Annotated in this window: 16 protein-coding genes; 11 read left to right on the top strand and 5 right to left on the bottom strand. The window is 60.6% G+C overall.

The window, feature by feature from the left end; translation table 11 throughout:
* Positions 1-30: 30 nt before the first annotated feature.
* Both ACR0JW_RS07795 and ACR0JW_RS07790 read right to left on the bottom strand, forming a co-directional pair.
* Positions 31-1,188 carry an alpha-hydroxy acid oxidase gene (locus tag ACR0JW_RS07795; protein WP_480713784.1) on the bottom strand — a complete coding sequence of 386 codons (1,158 nt, stop codon included), beginning with the start codon at positions 1,186-1,188 and terminating at the stop codon, positions 31-33.
* Between the two features lie 178 nt (positions 1,189-1,366).
* The gene (locus ACR0JW_RS07790) at positions 1,367-1,696 is read right to left on the bottom strand and encodes a hypothetical protein (protein WP_480713783.1); all 330 of its coding nucleotides are present in this window, start codon (positions 1,694-1,696) and stop codon (positions 1,367-1,369) included.
* Between the two features lie 177 nt (positions 1,697-1,873).
* Between ACR0JW_RS07790 and ACR0JW_RS07785 the strand changes: the two genes are divergently transcribed.
* Positions 1,874-4,270: an ATP-dependent helicase gene (locus ACR0JW_RS07785; RefSeq protein WP_480713782.1), complete on the top strand. Its 2,397-nt coding sequence runs from the start codon at positions 1,874-1,876 to the stop codon at positions 4,268-4,270.
* Here the strand turns inward: ACR0JW_RS07785 and ACR0JW_RS07780 are convergent.
* Positions 4,267-4,557 carry a DUF1330 domain-containing protein gene (locus ACR0JW_RS07780; RefSeq protein ID WP_170677964.1) on the bottom strand — a complete coding sequence of 97 codons (291 nt, stop codon included), beginning with the start codon at positions 4,555-4,557 and terminating at the stop codon, positions 4,267-4,269. The genes ACR0JW_RS07785 and ACR0JW_RS07780 overlap by 4 nt on opposite strands.
* 375 nt (positions 4,558-4,932) lie before the next feature.
* Entirely contained in the window at positions 4,933-5,157 is a 225-nt protein-coding gene (locus ACR0JW_RS07775) for a DUF1127 domain-containing protein (protein ID WP_170677962.1), read from the bottom strand.
* Between the two features lie 897 nt (positions 5,158-6,054).
* Between ACR0JW_RS07775 and mraZ the strand changes: the two genes are divergently transcribed.
* The 9 genes from mraZ to ACR0JW_RS07730 all read left to right on the top strand — a co-directional run bounded on the left by mraZ (position 6,055) and on the right by ACR0JW_RS07730 (position 15,751).
* The gene (gene mraZ, locus ACR0JW_RS07770; protein WP_170677960.1) at positions 6,055-6,558 is read left to right on the top strand and encodes a division/cell wall cluster transcriptional repressor MraZ; all 504 of its coding nucleotides are present in this window, start codon (positions 6,055-6,057) and stop codon (positions 6,556-6,558) included.
* A 4-nt stretch (positions 6,559-6,562) separates the two neighbouring features.
* Entirely contained in the window at positions 6,563-7,555 is a 993-nt protein-coding gene (gene rsmH, locus ACR0JW_RS07765; RefSeq protein WP_170677958.1) for a 16S rRNA (cytosine(1402)-N(4))-methyltransferase RsmH, read from the top strand.
* Positions 7,552-7,920: a cell division protein FtsL gene (gene ftsL / locus ACR0JW_RS07760; protein WP_170615212.1), complete on the top strand. Its 369-nt coding sequence runs from the start codon at positions 7,552-7,554 to the stop codon at positions 7,918-7,920. Before rsmH ends, ftsL begins: the two co-directional genes overlap by 4 nt.
* Positions 7,917-9,704, top strand: coding sequence for a peptidoglycan D,D-transpeptidase FtsI family protein (locus ACR0JW_RS07755; protein WP_170677956.1), 1,788 nt, complete (start codon positions 7,917-7,919; stop codon positions 9,702-9,704). The genes ftsL and ACR0JW_RS07755 overlap by 4 nt, the downstream gene beginning before the upstream one ends.
* Positions 9,705-9,726: 22 nt before the next feature.
* A complete protein-coding gene (locus ACR0JW_RS07750) occupies positions 9,727-11,208 on the top strand; it encodes a UDP-N-acetylmuramoyl-L-alanyl-D-glutamate--2,6-diaminopimelate ligase (RefSeq protein WP_480713781.1) in 1,482 nt (493 codons plus the stop codon).
* Positions 11,205-12,599: a UDP-N-acetylmuramoyl-tripeptide--D-alanyl-D-alanine ligase gene (locus ACR0JW_RS07745; protein WP_170677952.1), complete on the top strand. Its 1,395-nt coding sequence runs from the start codon at positions 11,205-11,207 to the stop codon at positions 12,597-12,599. The genes ACR0JW_RS07750 and ACR0JW_RS07745 overlap by 4 nt, the downstream gene beginning before the upstream one ends.
* 40 nt (positions 12,600-12,639) lie before the next feature.
* Complete coding sequence (gene mraY / locus ACR0JW_RS07740) at positions 12,640-13,722, top strand: phospho-N-acetylmuramoyl-pentapeptide-transferase (RefSeq protein WP_170615220.1); 1,083 nt, start codon at positions 12,640-12,642, stop codon at positions 13,720-13,722.
* Positions 13,723-13,872: 150 nt separating this feature from the next.
* Positions 13,873-15,270 (top strand): UDP-N-acetylmuramoyl-L-alanine--D-glutamate ligase, encoded by a 1,398-nt coding sequence (gene murD, locus ACR0JW_RS07735; protein ID WP_170677950.1) that lies wholly within the window; start codon positions 13,873-13,875, stop codon positions 15,268-15,270.
* Between the two features lie 106 nt (positions 15,271-15,376).
* A complete protein-coding gene (locus ACR0JW_RS07730) occupies positions 15,377-15,751 on the top strand; it encodes a glycine zipper family protein (protein WP_170677948.1) in 375 nt (124 codons plus the stop codon).
* Here the strand turns inward: ACR0JW_RS07730 and ACR0JW_RS07725 are convergent.
* On the bottom strand, positions 15,748-16,926 hold the full coding sequence (locus tag ACR0JW_RS07725) for a BaiN/RdsA family NAD(P)/FAD-dependent oxidoreductase (RefSeq protein ID WP_170678571.1): 1,179 nt from the start codon (positions 16,924-16,926) through the stop codon (positions 15,748-15,750). The genes ACR0JW_RS07730 and ACR0JW_RS07725 overlap by 4 nt on opposite strands.
* A 235-nt stretch (positions 16,927-17,161) precedes the next feature.
* Between ACR0JW_RS07725 and ACR0JW_RS07720 the strand changes: the two genes are divergently transcribed.
* Positions 17,162-18,214 (top strand): Hint domain-containing protein, encoded by a 1,053-nt coding sequence (locus ACR0JW_RS07720; protein ID WP_170677946.1) that lies wholly within the window; start codon positions 17,162-17,164, stop codon positions 18,212-18,214.
* Positions 18,215-18,373: the final 159 nt, after the last annotated feature.

Here is an 18,373-nt window from a genome sequence, read left to right as displayed (position 1 = left end):
TCGCAAACGCCGCCTGTTGGCGCAATCTACTTACACATGCTGCGATGCAGCATCAATATTTGTGATTGCAGATGTCACATTTTGTAAACTTGCAAGGCCCAACTGGCCCATATTGGCCTTCAGATCCTGCCGCAGGATGTCGATGACATGAGCGGGGCCGCGTTCGCCTAACGCCGCCAGACCAAAGAGAAACCCGCGCCCCAGCATGACAAAATCCGCGCCAAGGGCCAGCGCGCGAAGGATGTCCAGCCCACCTTCAATACCACTGTCAAAGATAATCGGCAGGTCCGTCGCTGCGCGTATGGCCGGTAGCGCGTCGATACTGGCGGGCGCGCCGTCAAACTGACGGCCGCCGTGATTCGACACCCATATTGCGTCAACGCCGGCCTTTTGCAGCGACACGGCATCTTCCGGCCGCAGGACGCCTTTCACGACAAATGCGCCATCCCAGTTGTCGCGCAGCCAGGATACGTACTCCATGTCCGGCGACGTTCTCAGAAGATACCCGATATGTGCCGTAGGAGGGAGGTTGAGGCTACTGTCCGAATACTTCTCGAGCGTGCGCATTCTGGGTGGTCCCTTACGCAGCATCCCCATGGCCCAGGCCGGGCATCGCGAAATCTGCGCCAGCAGGCGCGGCGTCAGCCTTGGCGGATGTGTCAACCCGGACCGCACCTGCCGTTCGCGCCGAGATGCAACCGGTACATCCGCAGTCAGCACCAGCGTCCGGAATCCCGCATCGCGCGCGCGGGCCAGCATATCTGTGCGGATGTCGGGATCCCGTGGCGGATACAATTGAAACCAGGCGTTTTCGCCGATGTGGCCGGCCAGATCTTCGGGCATCTGGCTGGCGACCGTAGACAAGGTGTAGGGAATGTTGGCCGTGGCCGCAGCGCGGGCCAGAATGCCTTCGGCATCCGGCCAGACCAACCCCGACATTCCAATGGGGGCGATACCGAACGGCAGGGCGCAGTCGTGATCCAGCAGCTTCTTGCTTGTGTCGAACTCCAGTTCGCCATGCAGGATCGACGGGGTCAGTGTAACCCGGTCCAGCGCTTCGCGGTTGCGCTGGATCAGGGTTTCAGCGCCGGTGCCACTTTCCACAAATTCCCAGACAAAGCGCGGTAACCGACGCCGCGCAAGTCGTTTCAAATCGGCAATGCCGGGATATGCACTGTGCAGGTCCATGAGGATTGATCCGATTTGCCGCGCGATTCGGCAAGTTTTTCAAGCGGCTGTCGAGGACGACGGTTTGATTTTGGCCCCCTTGTTCCGAACCTGGCTGTCCCCGATGTCTGCGCCGCAGGACGCGGAACTGGCGACCTGCACCTGAATTCGGCCCCGGTCCTTGGCGGTATAGAGCGCTTCATCCGCCGCGCGGAAGATCCTGCGGCATGACTTCGTGCGCCGGGCAATAGGCGACGCCAACCGAAATCGTAATGCGGGGCAGGGATTTTTCACTATATCTGACCGCAACGGATTCAACCGCCAGCCGTACTTTTTCTGCGCGGGTCAAGGCATCGACGGACCTGCCAATTATCTTCGACAGTGGTATTGAAGGTGAGCTGGACATCCTTCGCGCGGGTACGGCGTAAATCCCCCAACCCGCAGCCGCCGTTAGGGCGCTGAGCATCAGCATAACACCTACAATTTTCAGCCGCGAACTTCGCACTGCCCATGTCGCCTGCTTCGTCATATGCTCTCCCACAGCAATGGACCGGGCATCAGAAACAAGCTTTTGCAGAAAGGTAAGAACGCCGGATGTACACAAAGGTTTTGTCTGGAAACCAGTATATTATCTTCTGCGATTTCTTTGTGAACAAGCCGTGAACAAACCCTTTCCCTCGGGCCGCATCCGGCGTAGTTTGGGGGCATGAGCAGTTTTGACGAAATGGACGCCTTCGAGGGCGCATCGCTGTCCCAAAAGGCATTGGCCGCGCGTGCCGTGCCTTATCTGGATGATCTCAACCCGGCGCAGCGCGATGCGGTTGAACGGCTTGACGGTCCGGTTCTGATGCTGGCCGGGGCAGGGACCGGCAAGACCAAGGCTCTCACGACCCGGATCGCGCACCTGCTGAATACCGGTCGCGCGCGCCCCAACGAGATCTTGTCGGTGACATTCACCAACAAGGCTGCGCGTGAAATGAAAGAGCGTGTCGGCCGCCTGCTCGGCCAGCCCGCCGAAGGGATGCCTTGGCTTGGCACGTTCCATTCGATTTGCGTCAAGCTGCTGCGTCGCCACGCCGAACTTGCGGGGCTGAAATCGAACTTCACGATTCTGGACAGCGACGACCAGCTGCGCCTGCTCAAGCAACTGGTTCAGGCGGCCAATATCGACGACAAACGCTGGCCTGCGCGGATGCTGGCGGGAATCATCGATGACTGGAAAAACCGTGCACTGACACCCGACAAGATACCTGCTGCTGATGCCGGAGCCTATAATCACAAGGGCGTCGACCTTTACGCCCAGTACCAGACCCGTCTGCGCGAGCTGAACGCGGTGGATTTCGGTGATCTGCTTTTGCACATGGTCACGATCTTTCAGGCACATGCGGATGTGCTGGAACAATACCAGCGGTGGTTCCGTTACATTCTGGTGGACGAGTATCAGGACACCAACATCGCCCAGTACTTGTGGCTGCGGTTGCTGGCGGGCGGTCACAAGAACATCTGTTGCGTGGGCGATGATGATCAGTCGATCTATGGCTGGCGCGGGGCCGAGGTTGGCAACATTCTGCGGTTCGAGAAAGACTTCCCCGGTGCCTATGTCGTCCGGCTGGAACAGAACTACCGCTCGACCCCGCATATCCTTGCCGCCGCGTCGAATGTCATTCGCGGCAATGAAAATCGCCTGGGCAAAGAGCTTTGGACCGACGCGCAGGACGGCGAAAAGGTCCGGCTGATTGGCCACTGGGATGGCGAAGAAGAAGCGCGCTGGATTGGCGAGGAAATCGACGCGATGCAGGGCGGCACCCGTGGCGCGCGGCCGATGAACCTTGATGAAATCGCCATTCTCGTGCGCGCCAGCCACCAAATGCGTGCCTTCGAGGACCGCTTTCTAACTATTGGACTGCCCTACAAGGTCATCGGCGGTCCGCGATTCTATGAGCGGATGGAGATCCGCGATGCCATGGCCTATTTCCGGCTGGTCATCAGCCCCGAAGACGATCTGGCGTTGGAGCGGATCGTGAATACGCCCAAACGTGGCCTCGGCGACAAGGCGCAGCAGACGATTCAGGCGACCGCCCGACAGAATGGCGTCTCTCTGGTCGAAGGCGCGCGGATCGCAGTCGAACAAGGGCTGATCAAGGGCAAGGGCGGCACGGCCTTGCGCCAGCTTGTCGATGGGCTGGCCCGCTGGAACGCAATGACCCGGGGTCCAAGGATCGAGGTTGACGACGATTCCGTCATTGATGATGGCACCGCTCCCATTCGTTTTGGCGAACCGGAACATACTCATATTGAACTGGCGCAGATCATCCTCGACGAATCCGGCTATACGGCGCACTGGCAGAACGACAAGAATCCAGATTCCCCGGGACGGTTGGAAAACCTCAAGGAACTGGTCAACCAGCTGGACAATTTTGAAAACCTGCAGGGCTTTCTGGAACATGTCAGTCTGGTGATGGATAACGAGCAGGAATCGGATGGCGCGAAAGTGTCGATCATGACCCTGCATGCCGCCAAAGGTCTGGAATTTCCCGCCGTGTTCCTGCCGGGGTGGGAGGACGGGTTGTTCCCCTCGCAGCGGTCGATGGACGAAGCTGGCCTCAAGGGTCTCGAGGAGGAACGGCGGCTGGCCTATGTCGGCATCACCCGCGCGGAGGAGGTCTGCACGATATCCTTTGCCGCCAACAGGCGCGTTTTTGGTCAGTGGCAGAATTCGATGCCGTCCCGCTTTATCGATGAGCTGCCCGAAGATCATGTGGAGGTTCTGACGCCTCAGGGTCTCTACGGTGGCGGTCAGACCACGGCCGGGATCGAAACCCGCGCCGCCGAAGCAAACGTTTACAACTCGCCCGGCTGGAAACGGATGCAGGCGCGGCAGGGTCAGTATGGCATGTCGCAACCGCGCGAAAGCCGCAACACCGTCATAGATGCGACCGCGGTGGCCAGTTTCACCCTGGGCGAACGGGTATTCCACCAGAAATTTGGCTATGGCGCAGTGATCGGTATCGAAGGGGACAAGGTCGAGGTCGATTTTGACAAGGCGGGCATGAAGAAGGTTGTCTCGCGCTTTCTGTCCGCCAAGGATGACGTTCCGTTTTAAAGGCCTTCGACCAGAACCATGTTTGCCGTCGCGGTCTCGTGCCGGATTTTCGCCAGTTCGACGTAGTCGGGATCGTCTTTCCATGCCTTTGCGGCTTCGATCGACGGAAACTCCATAAGGACTATCCCTTCCTCAGCCCAGGTGCCCTCGATCACGTCCACTGGTTTGGATGATACGGTCAGAAGGCGACCTCCGTGCCTGTCAAAGACCGGCATGAACCCTTCAAGGTATTTCTGGTATCCGTCTGGGTCGTGAATTGTGATCTGGGCGATGAAATATGCAGCCATTGGAAACTCCTGAAACTTCGGTTCCGGCTTCACCTTACACACACAAGCACAAACAAAAAACGGCGGTTCCCAGGGAGGAGGAAGGGGAACCGCCGTTCTTTTCAACATCGAGGCAGGGAGGAGGAAGGCCCCGATGTATCCGAACCCGGGTCTGATCCCGGTATGAGGAAGACGCGGCGACACAAGGGAGGAGAATAAGTGTCGCCGCGTGCTTTCAACATCGGGGTAGGGAGGAGGAGAGCCCCGATGTGTCATGTCCCGGCTGTCAGGGCCGGTATTTGGGGCGGCAGCATCAGGGAGGAGGAGAGATGCCGCCGCCGAAATGCAGGTCCAAAGGGAGGAGGACGGACCTGATCTCGGTAAACTGTTGTGCGCTTACTGCGCGGTGTAATCCGCAGCGGCCTGCAGGGCCAGTTGACGGATCATCGAGCGTTGCAGGCCCAGATCGGCCAGTTCGCGGTTCGACAGGCCCGACAGCTCGTTGAGTGTCTGGCGGTACAGGCGATAGCGAACAAAACGTGTTTTTACTGCTTCAAACAGTGCCACCAGCCCGATTGCCGGTGCATTGCCAAGCGCGGAGTGGTTGGTTGCGACTGCCATTTTCAATGCCTCTGACTTGATCGTTTGCCGAAGTGTTCCGGCGTTTGCTTGAGGATGAAAATAGGCAAATGCTGCAGATGCACAATAGCGGGCGTCGTCAATGCCGCTATGCAGCAAATGCATAGATATCAAATTGTTGGGGCAGTTGCGCCCAGGGGCAGCGGGTGCCGTAGGGTCACCTTTGGGGCTTCGGCGGGTGTGCTTTTGGGTGAAGCTCTCCGGCGCATGGGCGTGATGGAGGAATGGAAATGGTGTCCAGGCCGATCGTTCGGCACATGCACATTCACATGTTAAGGGGCCCTTGTATTCCGGATGGGAATTCATGGGCTGCCGGTGTTCTTGCGATGTGTGTGGGGTAGTTGCGCCATTCGACACGGTTGATTCGAGGCGGTGTTCGGCAAAATACCGATTTTTCGCCAACCGAAGTAGGGGAGTTTAAAGTTTTCTGGGAAATCATGGGACAATTTGGGCTGAGCAGATTCTGTGGATATGTTGTGTACGGTCGGCCAATAGTGTCTATTTATGGTATTCATTGGTGAAGTCTATGTTGATTTTCCGCGTGTGGATTGCGTCCGGAATACGTCAGTGCCCAAAAAAATTGTTGATTTCCATGATTTCCCATGTCATCCCTAATACATCCGATGAGGACGAGGCAGATGGGGCGCCAAACGACCCCGACCAAAAATAATCAGGTTTCATACAGGCATCTCGCTTTCATCACTTAACAGATCCGGCGCGCGGGCGAGCAGACATCCCCCCAGGTGGCGCGCGCAGCTGGACATCCCCGCACAGCGGGCGAATGCGGCGGGTTGATCAGTGGCAGCAGATCAACCCGCCGTTTTTCATCAGGGGGGAGCGTAAAGATCAAGTGGGGCGCAAGCGAAAGGGACAGTCGTCTTGGCGCGCAGGTTCAGAGGTGAAAGCCACCACAAGGTGGATACGAAGGGCAGGGTATCGATCCCGGCCTCGTTTCGCCGTGTGCTAGAGGCTTCGGACCCCAACTGGCAACCTGGAGATACCCCCGAACTGGTGATTGTCTACGGGGATCACCGCCGCAAGTTCCTTGAATGTTATACAATGCAGGCGATCGACGAGGTCGACGAAAAGATTAATGCACTGCCGCGCGGGTCGATGCAGCGCAAGATGCTGCAGCGTATGTTCCATGGCCAGTCCTTCCCGACAACGGTCGACGAAACCGGGCGTCTGGTCCTGCCGGCCAAGCTGCGCAACAAGATCGGGCTTGAGAACGAGGCCTTCTTTATCGCCGCCGGCGACACGTTCCAGATCTGGAAGCCCGAAACCTACGAGACCGAAGAACTGGCCGCGGCCGAAGACTGGCTGGACGATCAGCCCGAGGACTTCGATCCTCTGGAGTTCCTAGACGGCGTCGGGGACGCGTAACGGCATGGCCGGCGCCGGGTCCCCTTCCGACAAACCCCATATCCCCGTTTTGCTGCGTCCTTTGCTGGCCGCCGTTGCGCCCGTCTCGGGCGTTTGGCTGGACGGAACCTTTGGTGCGGGCGGGTACACGCGTGCGCTGCTCGAGGCTGGCGCCGACAAGGTTATCGGTGTCGATCGCGATCCGCTGGCTTTTGAGATGGCGGCCGGATGGGCGGGTGACTACGGCGACCGGCTGGTGATGCAGCCGGGCGTTTTCTCGCGACTGGATGAATACGCTCAGGATCTGGACGGTGTCGTGCTGGATCTTGGTGTTTCGTCCATGCAGCTGGATCAGGCCGAGCGTGGATTTTCGTTCATGAAGGACGGTCCACTGGACATGCGGATGAGTCAGGATGGCGAAAGCGCAGCCGATCTGGTGAATATCGCAACCGAGGCGCAACTGGCCGACATCCTGTTTCACTATGGCGAAGAACGTGCCAGCCGCCGCATCGCCAAAGCGATTGCACGGGCGCGGACGGATGCTCCGATCACAACGACCCTGCGTCTGGTTGAAATCATCGAATCCTGCTTGCCGCGCCCGAAACCGGGGCAGTCGCACCCGGCGACCCGCAGCTTTCAGGGGCTGCGCATTGCCGTGAACGCCGAATACGAGGAACTGTTTCAGGGCCTCATGGCCGCCGAACGCGCGCTGAAACCGGGCGGGCAACTGGCCGTTGTGACGTTCCATTCCATCGAGGACCGGATGGTCAAGCGGTTCTTCCAGGCGCGCGCAGGGAAAACGGGCCGCGCCAATCGCTATGCGCCCGAGATGGAACAGGAACAGCCGCAATTTACCCTGAAAACCCGCAAGGCCGTCGGGCCGGATGATCAGGAATTGCAGGAAAACCCGCGCGCACGCTCGGCCAAGCTGCGTGTGGCTGTGCGAACCGAGGCGCCTGCAGGGGAAATTGACGCCCGTGCAATCGGCATGCCGCAACTGGGGGGAAGGGCAAGATGAAGAGTGTTCTGTATGTGTTGACTGCTCTGTCCGTGTTCGGACTGGCGTTGTGGGCCTATCAGGAGAATTACCGCACCCAGCAGGTGCTGAAGGAAACGCAGGGTCTGCAACGTGAAATTGGCATGGCGCAGGTTCGGCTGGCCGTGCTGAACGCCGAATGGGCCTATCTGAACCGACCTGACCGGCTGCGCGAACTGGCGGATTTGAACTTTGAACGGCTTGGTCTGCTGCCGCTGCGGGCCGAGCAGTTCGGGCGCGCCGACCAGATCGCCTATGCCGAAGACCCCGACCTGCCGATCGTTGATCCGATCGAACTGCAGGCCATCACAAGCATTCAGGCGCTGGGCGAGGTACAGTTTCCATGACCCGCACGCCTCTGCGCCCACTGGCGCGCATCCTTGACGCCCGCGCCCGGGGCGAAAACCCCAAGGCCATCGAGCGCGAGAACATTCGCCAACGTCACGAGAGCATGAAAGACCGCGCCCGCGCCCGTGCCGAAGGGCGTCTTCTGGTGCTTGGCCTGTTCTTCTTTTGCGCTTTTTCGGTCGTTGGCGTGCGGATGGGAATGCTTGCCACGTCCGAAGCGCAGGAGCCACTGGCCAGCGCCCCCGGTGCGGCCATCGCCATGCAGCGCGCCAATATTGTCGACCGCGACGGGCGCATTCTGGCGACCAATCTGGACACTTATTCGGTCTATGCCCAGCCCCCGCTGATGATCGACCCGGTTGCCGCCGCCGATCAGCTTGTGGCCATCTTCCCCGATCTCGACAAGGATCGTCTGGTCAAGGATTTCACCGGCAACCGCAAGTTTCTGTGGATCAAGAAACGTATCTCGCCCGAGCAAAAGCAGGCGGTGCACGACATCGGCGACCCCGGCATCCTGTTCGGCCCGCGCGAGATGCGGCTGTATCCGAACGGCAGGCTGGCCGCGCATATCCTCGGTGGGTCAGGGTTTGGTCGCGAAGGCGTCAGCGCGGCTGAGGTGATTGGCGTTGCCGGTGTTGAAAAACAGTTTGACGAGTATCTGCGCGATCCGGCCAACGGAAACAAGCCGCTGCAACTGTCGCTGGACCTGACCGTTCAGGCCGCGGTCGAACAGGTGCTTTACGGCGGCATGAAGATCATGAATGCCAAAGGTGCTTCGGCTGTCCTGATGAATGCCCACACGGGTGAGGTGATTTCGGCGGCCTCCCTGCCGTCCTTTGACCCCAATGACCGTCCGCGCCCGCCGACTTCGGGGTTTGATCCCTCGGACAGCCCGCTGTTCAACCGTTATGTTCAGGGTGTCTACGAACTGGGATCGGTCTTCAAGATTTTCACAGCCGCGCAGGCAGTACAGCTTGGGCTGGTGAATTCGAACACCATCATCGACACCTCGGGTCCGATGAAGATCGGGCGCTTTCCGATTGGTGAATTCAACGGCAAGAACTACGGCAAGATCAGCGTGGCGGACGTGATCGTCCACAGTTCGAACCGGGGCACCGGGCGTCTGGCCCTTCAAATTGGCGCACAGCGGCAACAGGATTTCCTTGAATCGCTGGGCATGTTCGAACCCACCCCTTTCGAAATTGTCGAGGCCGCAGGTGGCGCGCCCCTGAAGCCCAAGAAATGGGGCGAATTGAGCACCGTCACCATCTCATATGGTCACGGTCTGTCGACCAGCCCCATGCATCTGGCGGCCGGGTATGCGTCGATAGCCAATGGCGGCCACTATGTCAGCCCCACGATCCTGCGAAAGAACGGTCCGCAATACGGGCCCCGTGTGCTGTCGGAAAATGCGGCGCAGCAGGCCCAGAAGATGTTGCGCAAGGTCGTGACGGACGGGACTGCCAGCTTTGGTGAAGTTGCAGGCTATGATGTCGCGGGCAAAACCGGCACCGCCGACAAGCCAAAACCGCGCGGGGGCTACTATGACGACAAGGTCATCGCCACCTTTGCGACGATCTTCCCGGCCTACGACCCGAAATACGTTCTGATCGTCACGCTCGATGAACCGTCGATCGTGGCCTATGGCGAAAAACGCCGCACGGCAGGCTGGACGGCCGTCCCGGTGTCTGCCGAACTGATCGGCCGGGTCGCACCCTTGCTGGGCCTCAGACCCCGGCTTGAGCCTGAGGCGCGCGCTGCTATAACGCTGACCTCGAACTAGGCCGTCGGACAAGAGGTGGGTCATGGGCGCAAGGTCAAAGAAACTAAGCCAACTGGCCCTGACCGCACGGGGCGGCGCGAATCCCGACATCACCGGTCTGGCGGTTGACAGCCGCGAGGTCAAAGACGGTTTTCTCTTCGCAGCGCTTCCCGGGACACGCGTTCATGGGGGCGATTTCATCCAGTTCGCTCTGCGCATGGGAGCCGCCGCCATCCTGACCGATGCCAGAGGCGCGGAGATCGCGGCCAGCGAACTGGCTGCATCGGACGCGGCTCTGATTGTTGTCGAAGATCCGCGTCAGGCGCTGGCAGGCGCGGCGGCCCTGTGGTTCGGCGCGCAGCCGCAAACCATCGTGGCCGTTACCGGGACCAACGGCAAAACCTCGGTTGCCACGTTTGTCCGCCAGATCTGGACTGAACTTGGCCACGCCGCCGTGAACCTCGGCACCACCGGTGTCGAAGGCGCATGGACCGCGCCGCTGGCCCACACCACGCCAGAACCTATCACCTTGCATCGCTGTCTGGCGGCGGCAGCGGGAGATGGCGTGACCCACGCCGCGATGGAGGCGTCCTCGCACGGGCTGGAGCAGCGCCGCCTGGACGGTGTGCACCTGGCGGCCGCCGGATTCTCGAACTTCACGCAGGATCATCTGGATTACCACGAAACGTTCGAGGCGTATTTCACCGCCAAAATGGGCCTGTTCGACCGGGTTCTTCCGCAGGATGGAACGGCCGTCGTCAATCTGAGCGATCCCAAGGGCGCCCAGGTGCGCCGAATTGCCGAACAGCGCGGTCAGACGGTCCTGACAGTCGGGCTCGGCGATGCGGACCTTTGCCTGATGAACCAACGCTTTGACGCGACCGGGCAGGATTTGCGGTTTTCGTGGCAGGGCAAAACGCATCTGACCCGCCTGAACCTGATCGGGGGGTTTCAGGCCGAAAACGTACTGCTGGCCGCCGGGCTGGTCATCGCGGCCGGGGATGAACCCGAGCGTGTGTTCGAAATCCTGCCGTACCTGACAACGGTTCGCGGGCGGATGCAGCTTGCCGCAACCCGCGAAAACGGGGCTGCGGTCTTTGTCGATTACGCCCACACGCCTGACGCGGTCGCCACGGCGCTGAAAGCGATGCGCCCGCATGTCATGGGTCGCCTGATCGCCATCGTCGGCGCGGGCGGGGACCGGGATGCCACCAAGCGCCCGCTGATGGGCAGGGCTGCGGCTGATCACGCTGACATCGTCTTTGTCACCGACGACAATCCGCGCAGCGAAGATCCGGCTACCATCCGTGCCGCCGTCATGGATGGCGCGCCGGAAGCCACCGAAGTGGGTGACCGCGCCGAAGCCATCCTGCGTGGCATCGACGCGCTGCAACCGGGTGACGCGCTGCTGATTGCGGGCAAAGGGCACGAGACGGGCCAGATTGTCGGCGATCAGGTTTTGCCGTTCGACGATGCGGAACAGGCCAGTATCGCCGTGGCCGCACTGGACGGGAGGGTGGCATGACGCTCTGGACAGCGGCTGAGGCTGCCGCGGCAACCGGCGGGCGTGCGACCTCTGACTGGGAAGCAAACGGCGTGTCCATCGACACCCGCACCATCCAGCCGGGCGATCTGTTTGTCGCACTGAAGGCCGCGCGTGACGGGCACGACTTTGTGGCGCAGGCGCTTGAGAAGGGCGCAGGCGCAGCGCTGGTCTCGCGTATTCCCGATGGCGTGCCAGGCGACGCGCCATTGCTGATCGTCGACGATGTTCAGGCGGGGCTCGAAGCGCTGGGGCAGGCCGCACGCGCCCGGACAAATGCGAAAGTGGTTGGTGTGACCGGCAGTGTCGGCAAGACCTCGACCAAGGAAATGCTTGCTACGATCCTGGAAACGCAAGGCAGGACCCATGCCAGCGTCGCCAGTTACAACAACCACTGGGGAGTGCCGTTGACGCTGGCCCGGATGCCGCGCGACACCGAGTTTGCGGTGATCGAGATCGGCATGAACCACCCGGGCGAGATTGCACCGTTGGCGCGGCAGGCGAAGCCGCATGTGGCGCTGGTGACGACTGTGGCGGCAGTTCACCTCGAAGCCTTCGAGTCGGTAGCTGCTATCGCCCGGGAAAAGGCCGCGATTTTTGAGGGACTGACCGAAGGCGGCGCAGCCATCGTCAATGCGGACATCGAACACGCGCACATCCTGCGGGAGTGTGCGCAGAAGCTCGGCCTGAAAACGGTCGAATTTGGCCGCGAGGCGCAGGATTTCATTCTGGAAGGTGCGGCACAGGAGGTCGATTCGGTTTCCGCGACGGCAATGGTGAGCGGCAAAACGATCCGTTTTGGCGTCAGGTCTGCTGGTCTGCATTTTGCCATGAACGCATTGGGCGCGCTGGCGGCTTGTGTCGAATTGGGCGTGGACCTTGATCAGGCGATCGCCGGACTGGGGCAATGGTCGCCGGTCAAAGGGCGTGGTGTGCGCGAGCAAGTCACATTGGCAGAAGGCGGCAATATCGAACTGCTCGACGACAGCTATAACGCAAACCCAACCTCGATGGAGGCGGCGCTGAATGTACTGGCCGCGTCGCGCGGCTCCCGCCGGATCGCATTTCTGGGCGATATGAAGGAGTTGGGCGCGCAGGAAATCGCCATGCACGCCGGTATGGCTGACCTGCCTGCCATGGGCGATGTCGATCAGGTCCATTGCATCGGCCCGCTGATGCAGTCGTTGCATCAGGCGCTGCCCGCAGAAAAACGGGGATTGTGGTTTGAGACCAGCGCCGAGATGGCCGACCGCCTGCCGGAACTGGTCCGGGATGGAGACACCGTTCTGGCCAAGGGCTCGCTGAGCATGGCGCTGGCCCGTATTGTTGACGGTTTGCGCAAAATGGGGCAATTGGGCGCGCCCGGGTCATGAGCGTTTGCCCCCGTGACCACCGCGTGAGAAAGGTATCGCTATGTTGTATTGGCTGACCGGCCTGTCGGACGGAGGAGATTTCTGGAACCTCTTCCGGTATATCACTTTCCGTGCGGGCGGTGCCTTCATGACGGCGCTGATTTTCGGCTTCCTGTTCGGCAAACCGCTGATCAACGTGCTGCGCCGCAAGCAGGGCAAAGGTCAGCCGATCCGCGATGATGGCCCAGAGGGGCATTTTTCCAAGGCCGGAACGCCCACGATGGGTGGGTTGCTGATCGTTGGGGCGCTGGTGACATCGACGCTGATCTGGGCGCGATGGGATAACCCGTATGTCTGGATGGTACTGTTCGTCACTCTGGCTTATGCGGCCATTGGCTTTGCCGACGACTATGCCAAAGTGTCCAAGCAGAACACCCAAGGCGTTTCCGGCCGAATGCGCATGGCGCTGGGCATCATCATTGCAGCCCTGGCGGCGCTTTGGGCAACGTTGAATCACCCCGAAATGCTGCAAAGCCAGCTGGCATTGCCGATCTTCAAGGACACGCTGATTAATCTGGGCATCTTTTATATTCCCTTCTCGATCGTGGTGATTGTCGGGGCCGCCAATGCAGTGAACCTGACCGATGGTCTGGACGGTCTGGCGATCATGCCCGCGATGATTGCGGCTTCGACCCTGGGCATCATCGCCTACGCGGTAGGGCGGGTCGACTTCACCGAATATCTGGATGTGCATTACGTGCCAGGCACAGGTGAGATTTTCATCTTCACCTCGGCGCTCTTTGGGGCGGGGCTTGGGTTCCTGTGGTACAACGCACCGCCTGCCGCCGTGTTCATGGGTGACACCGGATCCCTGGCCTTGGGCGGGGCGCTGGGCGCAATTGCCGTGGCCACCAAACACGAGCTGGTACTGGCCGTTGTCGGCGGGCTGTTCGTGGTCGAGGCGCTGAGCGTGATCATTCAGGTGCTGTATTTTAAACGCACAGGTCGCCGCGTGTTCCTGATGGCACCGATCCATCACCATTACGAGAAAAAGGGCTGGGCGGAACCCACGATCGTCATCCGCTTCTGGATCATCTCGCTGATCCTGGCGATGATCGGTCTGGCGACGCTCAAGGTCCGCTAACGCTCCCGCCAGGTTCGGCGGACCTGCGGTCCGCCTGCCACCTGTTGGGCCCGGCTCGCGCTGCCGCGCGAGCCTTTCCGGACCCTTGCCTTCGGTCAGGTCTTCTGCGCAGTGTGGCGGCCAATTGAAGGTCGTAGGAAGGGTGGCGGCATGATCCCGGTCAAAGGGTTTTCAGGGCAGAAAGTTGCGGTTCTGGGGCTGGGCCGGTCCGGTCTGACCACGGCGCGCGCGCTGCGGGCGGGTGGGGCCGAAGCGATCTGCTGGGATGACAATCCGACGGCGCGTGACATAGCGTCAGGCGAAGGGTTCACCTGTGCCGATCTGCGGCGTCATGGGGCCTTCGATGACATCGCCACTCTGATCGTCTCCCCCGGCATTCCGCATCTCTATCCCGAACCCAACCCGGTCGTGGCGGCCGCGCTTGAGACCGGTGTGCCGGTCGACAACGATATTGGCCTGTTCTTCCGGTCATTCGCGGATCAGACATGGAACAGCTTCGACACCCCGCCACGTGTGATCGCCGTAACCGGGTCGAACGGCAAATCCACCACCGCAGCGCTGATCCACCATATCCTGACCGAGGCCGGTCGCGAGGCGCAGCTGGCCGGGAATATCGGACGCGGAGTGCTGGATATTGATCCCGGCGGTGATGGTTCGGTCGTGGTGCTTGAGCTTTCCAGCTATCAGACCGAACTTGCCCGTGCGCTGACGCCGGATGTGGCTGTGTTCACCAACCTCTCGCCCGACCATCTGGACCGCCATGGCGGCATGGGCGGGTATTTCGCCGCCAAGCGTCGCCTGTTTGCCGAAGGCGGACCAGATCGCGCGGTCATCGGCGTGGATGAGCCCGAAGGCGCGTTTCTGGCCGGTCAGATGTCCGAAGGCCCTGCCGACGACCGCGTCATCCGGGTATCGGTTGCGCGCAAGCTGACCGGGCCGGGCTGGCAGGTTTTTGCCCGCAAGGGGTTTCTTTCGGAGTACCGCAAGGGGCGCCAGGCCGGATCAATCGAGCTGCGTGGGATCAAGGGACTGCCAGGGGCGCATAACCACCAGAACGCCTGCGCCGCATATGCTGCCTGCCGGTCAGTGGGGCTTGCGCCAAAAATGATCGAGCAGGCCCTGCAGAGCTATCCCGGCCTGCCGCATCGCAGCCAGATCATCGCCGAAGCAAACGATGTGACCTATGTGAATGATTCCAAGGCGACCAATGTGGACAGCGCGGTAAAAGCGCTGAGCGCGTTCCGCAACATCCGCTGGATCTGTGGGGGGCTGGAAAAGGACGGCGGCCTGTCAGGCCTGAACGACGTGAAGGATCAGGTCCGCAAAGCCTACGTTATCGGGCGCGAGGCCGCAGGATTCGCCATGCAACTTGAGGTCGAGACCGAAATCTGCACCACGATGGCCACGGCGGTCGAGCGCGCGATGCAGGACGCGCAGCCGGGTGAGACGGTATTGCTGGCTCCGGCAGCCGCCAGTTTCGACCAGTACGACAATTTCGAGCAGCGCGGAGATGACTTCACCGCGCAGGTGCGCCAACGGCTGGATTGAGCCGCGTTTGCAATAGACCGCCGGTTCGGGCAGGCTTGGACCCTGCCTGCTTGAAGACTGTCCCCGGCGGTATTACCTGCGGGTAAATCAATACGAGGTCACGAAAATGTTCAATCGCAAGTCACTTCTGGTCGTTCCCGCACTTGTTCTGGTGGGCGCCTGCGCCAACTCCGGTGCCAATTACCAACCGGTCATCGATGGCCCTGTGGGTCCGAACTACAACTCGGATCTGGCGCAATGCCAGCAGCTGGCGGCGTCGCAGGCCAGCGTTGACGGCTCGACCGCCGGCAACGCGGCGATCGGCGCAGCGGGTGCTGCCGCCACGACCGCCATCATTCAGGACAGCAGCTCTAACCTGGGCAGGGCCGCCGCCGCCGGCGCGGTGATCGGTGCGGGCGCGGATGTCATCGCGAAAAACCAGAACAAGGAAGTTATCGTGCGCAACTGCATGCGCGGACGCGGGTACAACGTCGTCGGCTAACGCCCCGCGATTGCAGTTCCGGCGGCGTAGCCCGAAGACCACGCCCATTGGAAGTTGTAACCGCCCAGCCAGCCGGTGACATCCACCGCTTCGCCAATCGCATAGAGGCCGGGGACATTCCTGGCCTCCATCGTTCTGGACGACAGATCGTCGGTGTCAATTCCGCCCAGCGTGACCTCGGCCGTGCGATAGCCTTCCGTGCCAGAAGGCGTTAGTTCCCAGTCGGACAGGGCAGCGATCAGGTCGTTCAGCGCGGCATCGGACTGATCCGCCAGATTGCCCTGCATCGGGATGTACTGTTTCAGGTAATCCACCAATCGCGAGGGAAGGTGGCGCGCCAGTTCCGTGGTCAGGGCCTTGCGGCCACCGCTTTGCCGCTGGTCCCGCAGCATGTCGAACAGCGGCAGATCCGGGATCAGGTTCACTCTGATCGTCTCACCTTCGCGCCAATAGGACGACAATTGCAGCACCGATGGTCCGCTGAGGCCGCGATGGGTGAACAACAGCGCCTCGTCAAAACTGGTCCGGGCGTTTGACAACCGTGCAGGCAGGGACACGCCAGACAGGTCCCGGAACTTGCCGTCCGAAAAGGTAAAAGGCACCAGCGCCGCCTGCGTTTCCGTCAGCCTTAGCCCGAACTGCCGAGCAATGTCATAGGCCAGCCCGGTCGCACCCATCTTGGGGATCGACTTGCCACCCGTGGCCAGCACCAGATTGGCGCAGGTCAGGGTCAGGCGCTTACCTTCACGCTCGACCTCCAGTGCAAAGCCGCCTTCGGCCTTGCGCAGGTCCTTCAGTTCGGTTCGTATCCATAGTTCGGCCCCCGCACGCTGCATCTCGTCCAGCAGCATCTGGATGATCTGCTTTGACGACCCGTCACAGAACAGCTGACCCAGAGTTTTTTCATGCCAGGCGATGCCGTGGTGGTTTATCAGATCGATAAAATCCCACTGCGTGTATCGCGCCAGCGCCGATTTGCAGAAATGGGGGTTTCGCGACAGGAAGTTCTGCGGCCCCGCATACATGTTGGTAAAGTTGCAGCGCCCACCGCCCGAGATGCGGATTTTTTCTCCGGCTGCCTTGGCGTGATCGATCACCAGAACACGCCCGCCACAGTGGGCGGCGCACATCATGCCGGCGGCTCCGGCACCAAGGATGATCGTGTCAAAGGCCATGTGCAAGCGCATGGCCCGGTTTTCTCGCAACCGCAAGGGCGAGATGTTTTCCAACGCCCATTTTCCCTTGTTTTTGGCATTTCCAACAGGCGGGCAGCAAGACGAGGACTTGCCTGCCGGTCACAACTTCGAAGTTTTCCCGCGGCGGCACTTGACCTGCACGAGCCTCAAATCCTACGAATTCTTCGGTAAAGTGACTATTTGTCTGCGTTAAAAAATTTGGTGGAGGGGCCGCATGCCCACGAACGTATATGGTGCCTTTCGGTCTGACAGCACATTGTCCGATGCAGGGGCTTCATCCAGTGTCGTGGGATCCACGTTCCAGATATCGGCCTACAGCCAGATCACGATCCAGGATGGCGCAGACGCCACGATTATCGATGGCGACAACATCTCAAACGAGACCGGCAACGACCCGACCCAGACCCTGAACGGAGAGATCATTTTCTGGGATTTCACCGTTTCGGTGACGGACGGCACGAATACCTACCAGATCGGCCTTTTCGACTATGACCTCGACGGGGATGGAAATTCGATCGGGGTCGACAGCGAGGACGGGTATTTTCTGGGCTTCATCGGCGGGACCATACCGCCCCTGAACACGACGCTGACCATCACCGCCATTATCGACAATGGCCCGGACATCGATGTCGACACTGTTGTCCCTTGCTTTGTGGAAGGGACAAGCATCCAGACGCCTGATGGTCCACGCCTGATTGAGACCTTGAATCCGGGCGATATGGTCACGACCCTGGACAATGGGCCCCAGATAATCCGCTGGATCGGTTCGCGCGAACTGGACAGCATTGATCTGAGGGTCAAGCCAAAGCTGCGGCCGGTTCGGATCGCCAGGGGTGCGCTTGGGAATGGTCTGCCTAAAGACGACCTGCGAGTCTCCCGGCAGCATCGGATGCTGGTCCGATCCCCGATCGCGGCCAGAATGTTTTCCAAGCCCGAGGTTCTGGTGCCTGCGCACGAGCTGGTTGGGATGCCTGGTATTTCCATCGAAGAAGACGACCAGCAGGTGACGTATTTCCACATACTGTTTGATCGACATGAGGTGCTTTTTGCCGAAGGGGCGCCGTCGGAAAGCCTGTTCACCGGACCACAGGCCCTCAAAGGCATAGGTGAAGAGGCCACCGCCGAAATCGCAGAACTGTTTCCCGAGATCATGTCCGAAACCTATGCGCCCGAAATGGCGCGGATCATCCCGCGGACCGGAGGGCAAACGCGGACACTGGTCAAGCGGCATCTGAAAAACAGCAAGCCGCTGGTTTCCGAGGCCTGAGTTCCACCCGCACCACAGTCTTGGGGGTACGGAGCCCCTGGCATTCTCGCGATGGGAATTCCGCTGACCGCCCTCATTCCACTGGCCCAAACGCAAAAATCGCGTTAGACTCTCAATCAGATCCCAAAAACGGGACGTGAACGAGGCAGAAAGTGGCGG

It is taken from the genome of Ruegeria sp. BG6 (assembly GCF_056538465.1).
The sequence above is the reverse complement of the archived record's forward strand: the minus strand, read 5'-3'. Positions and strand labels throughout refer to the sequence as shown.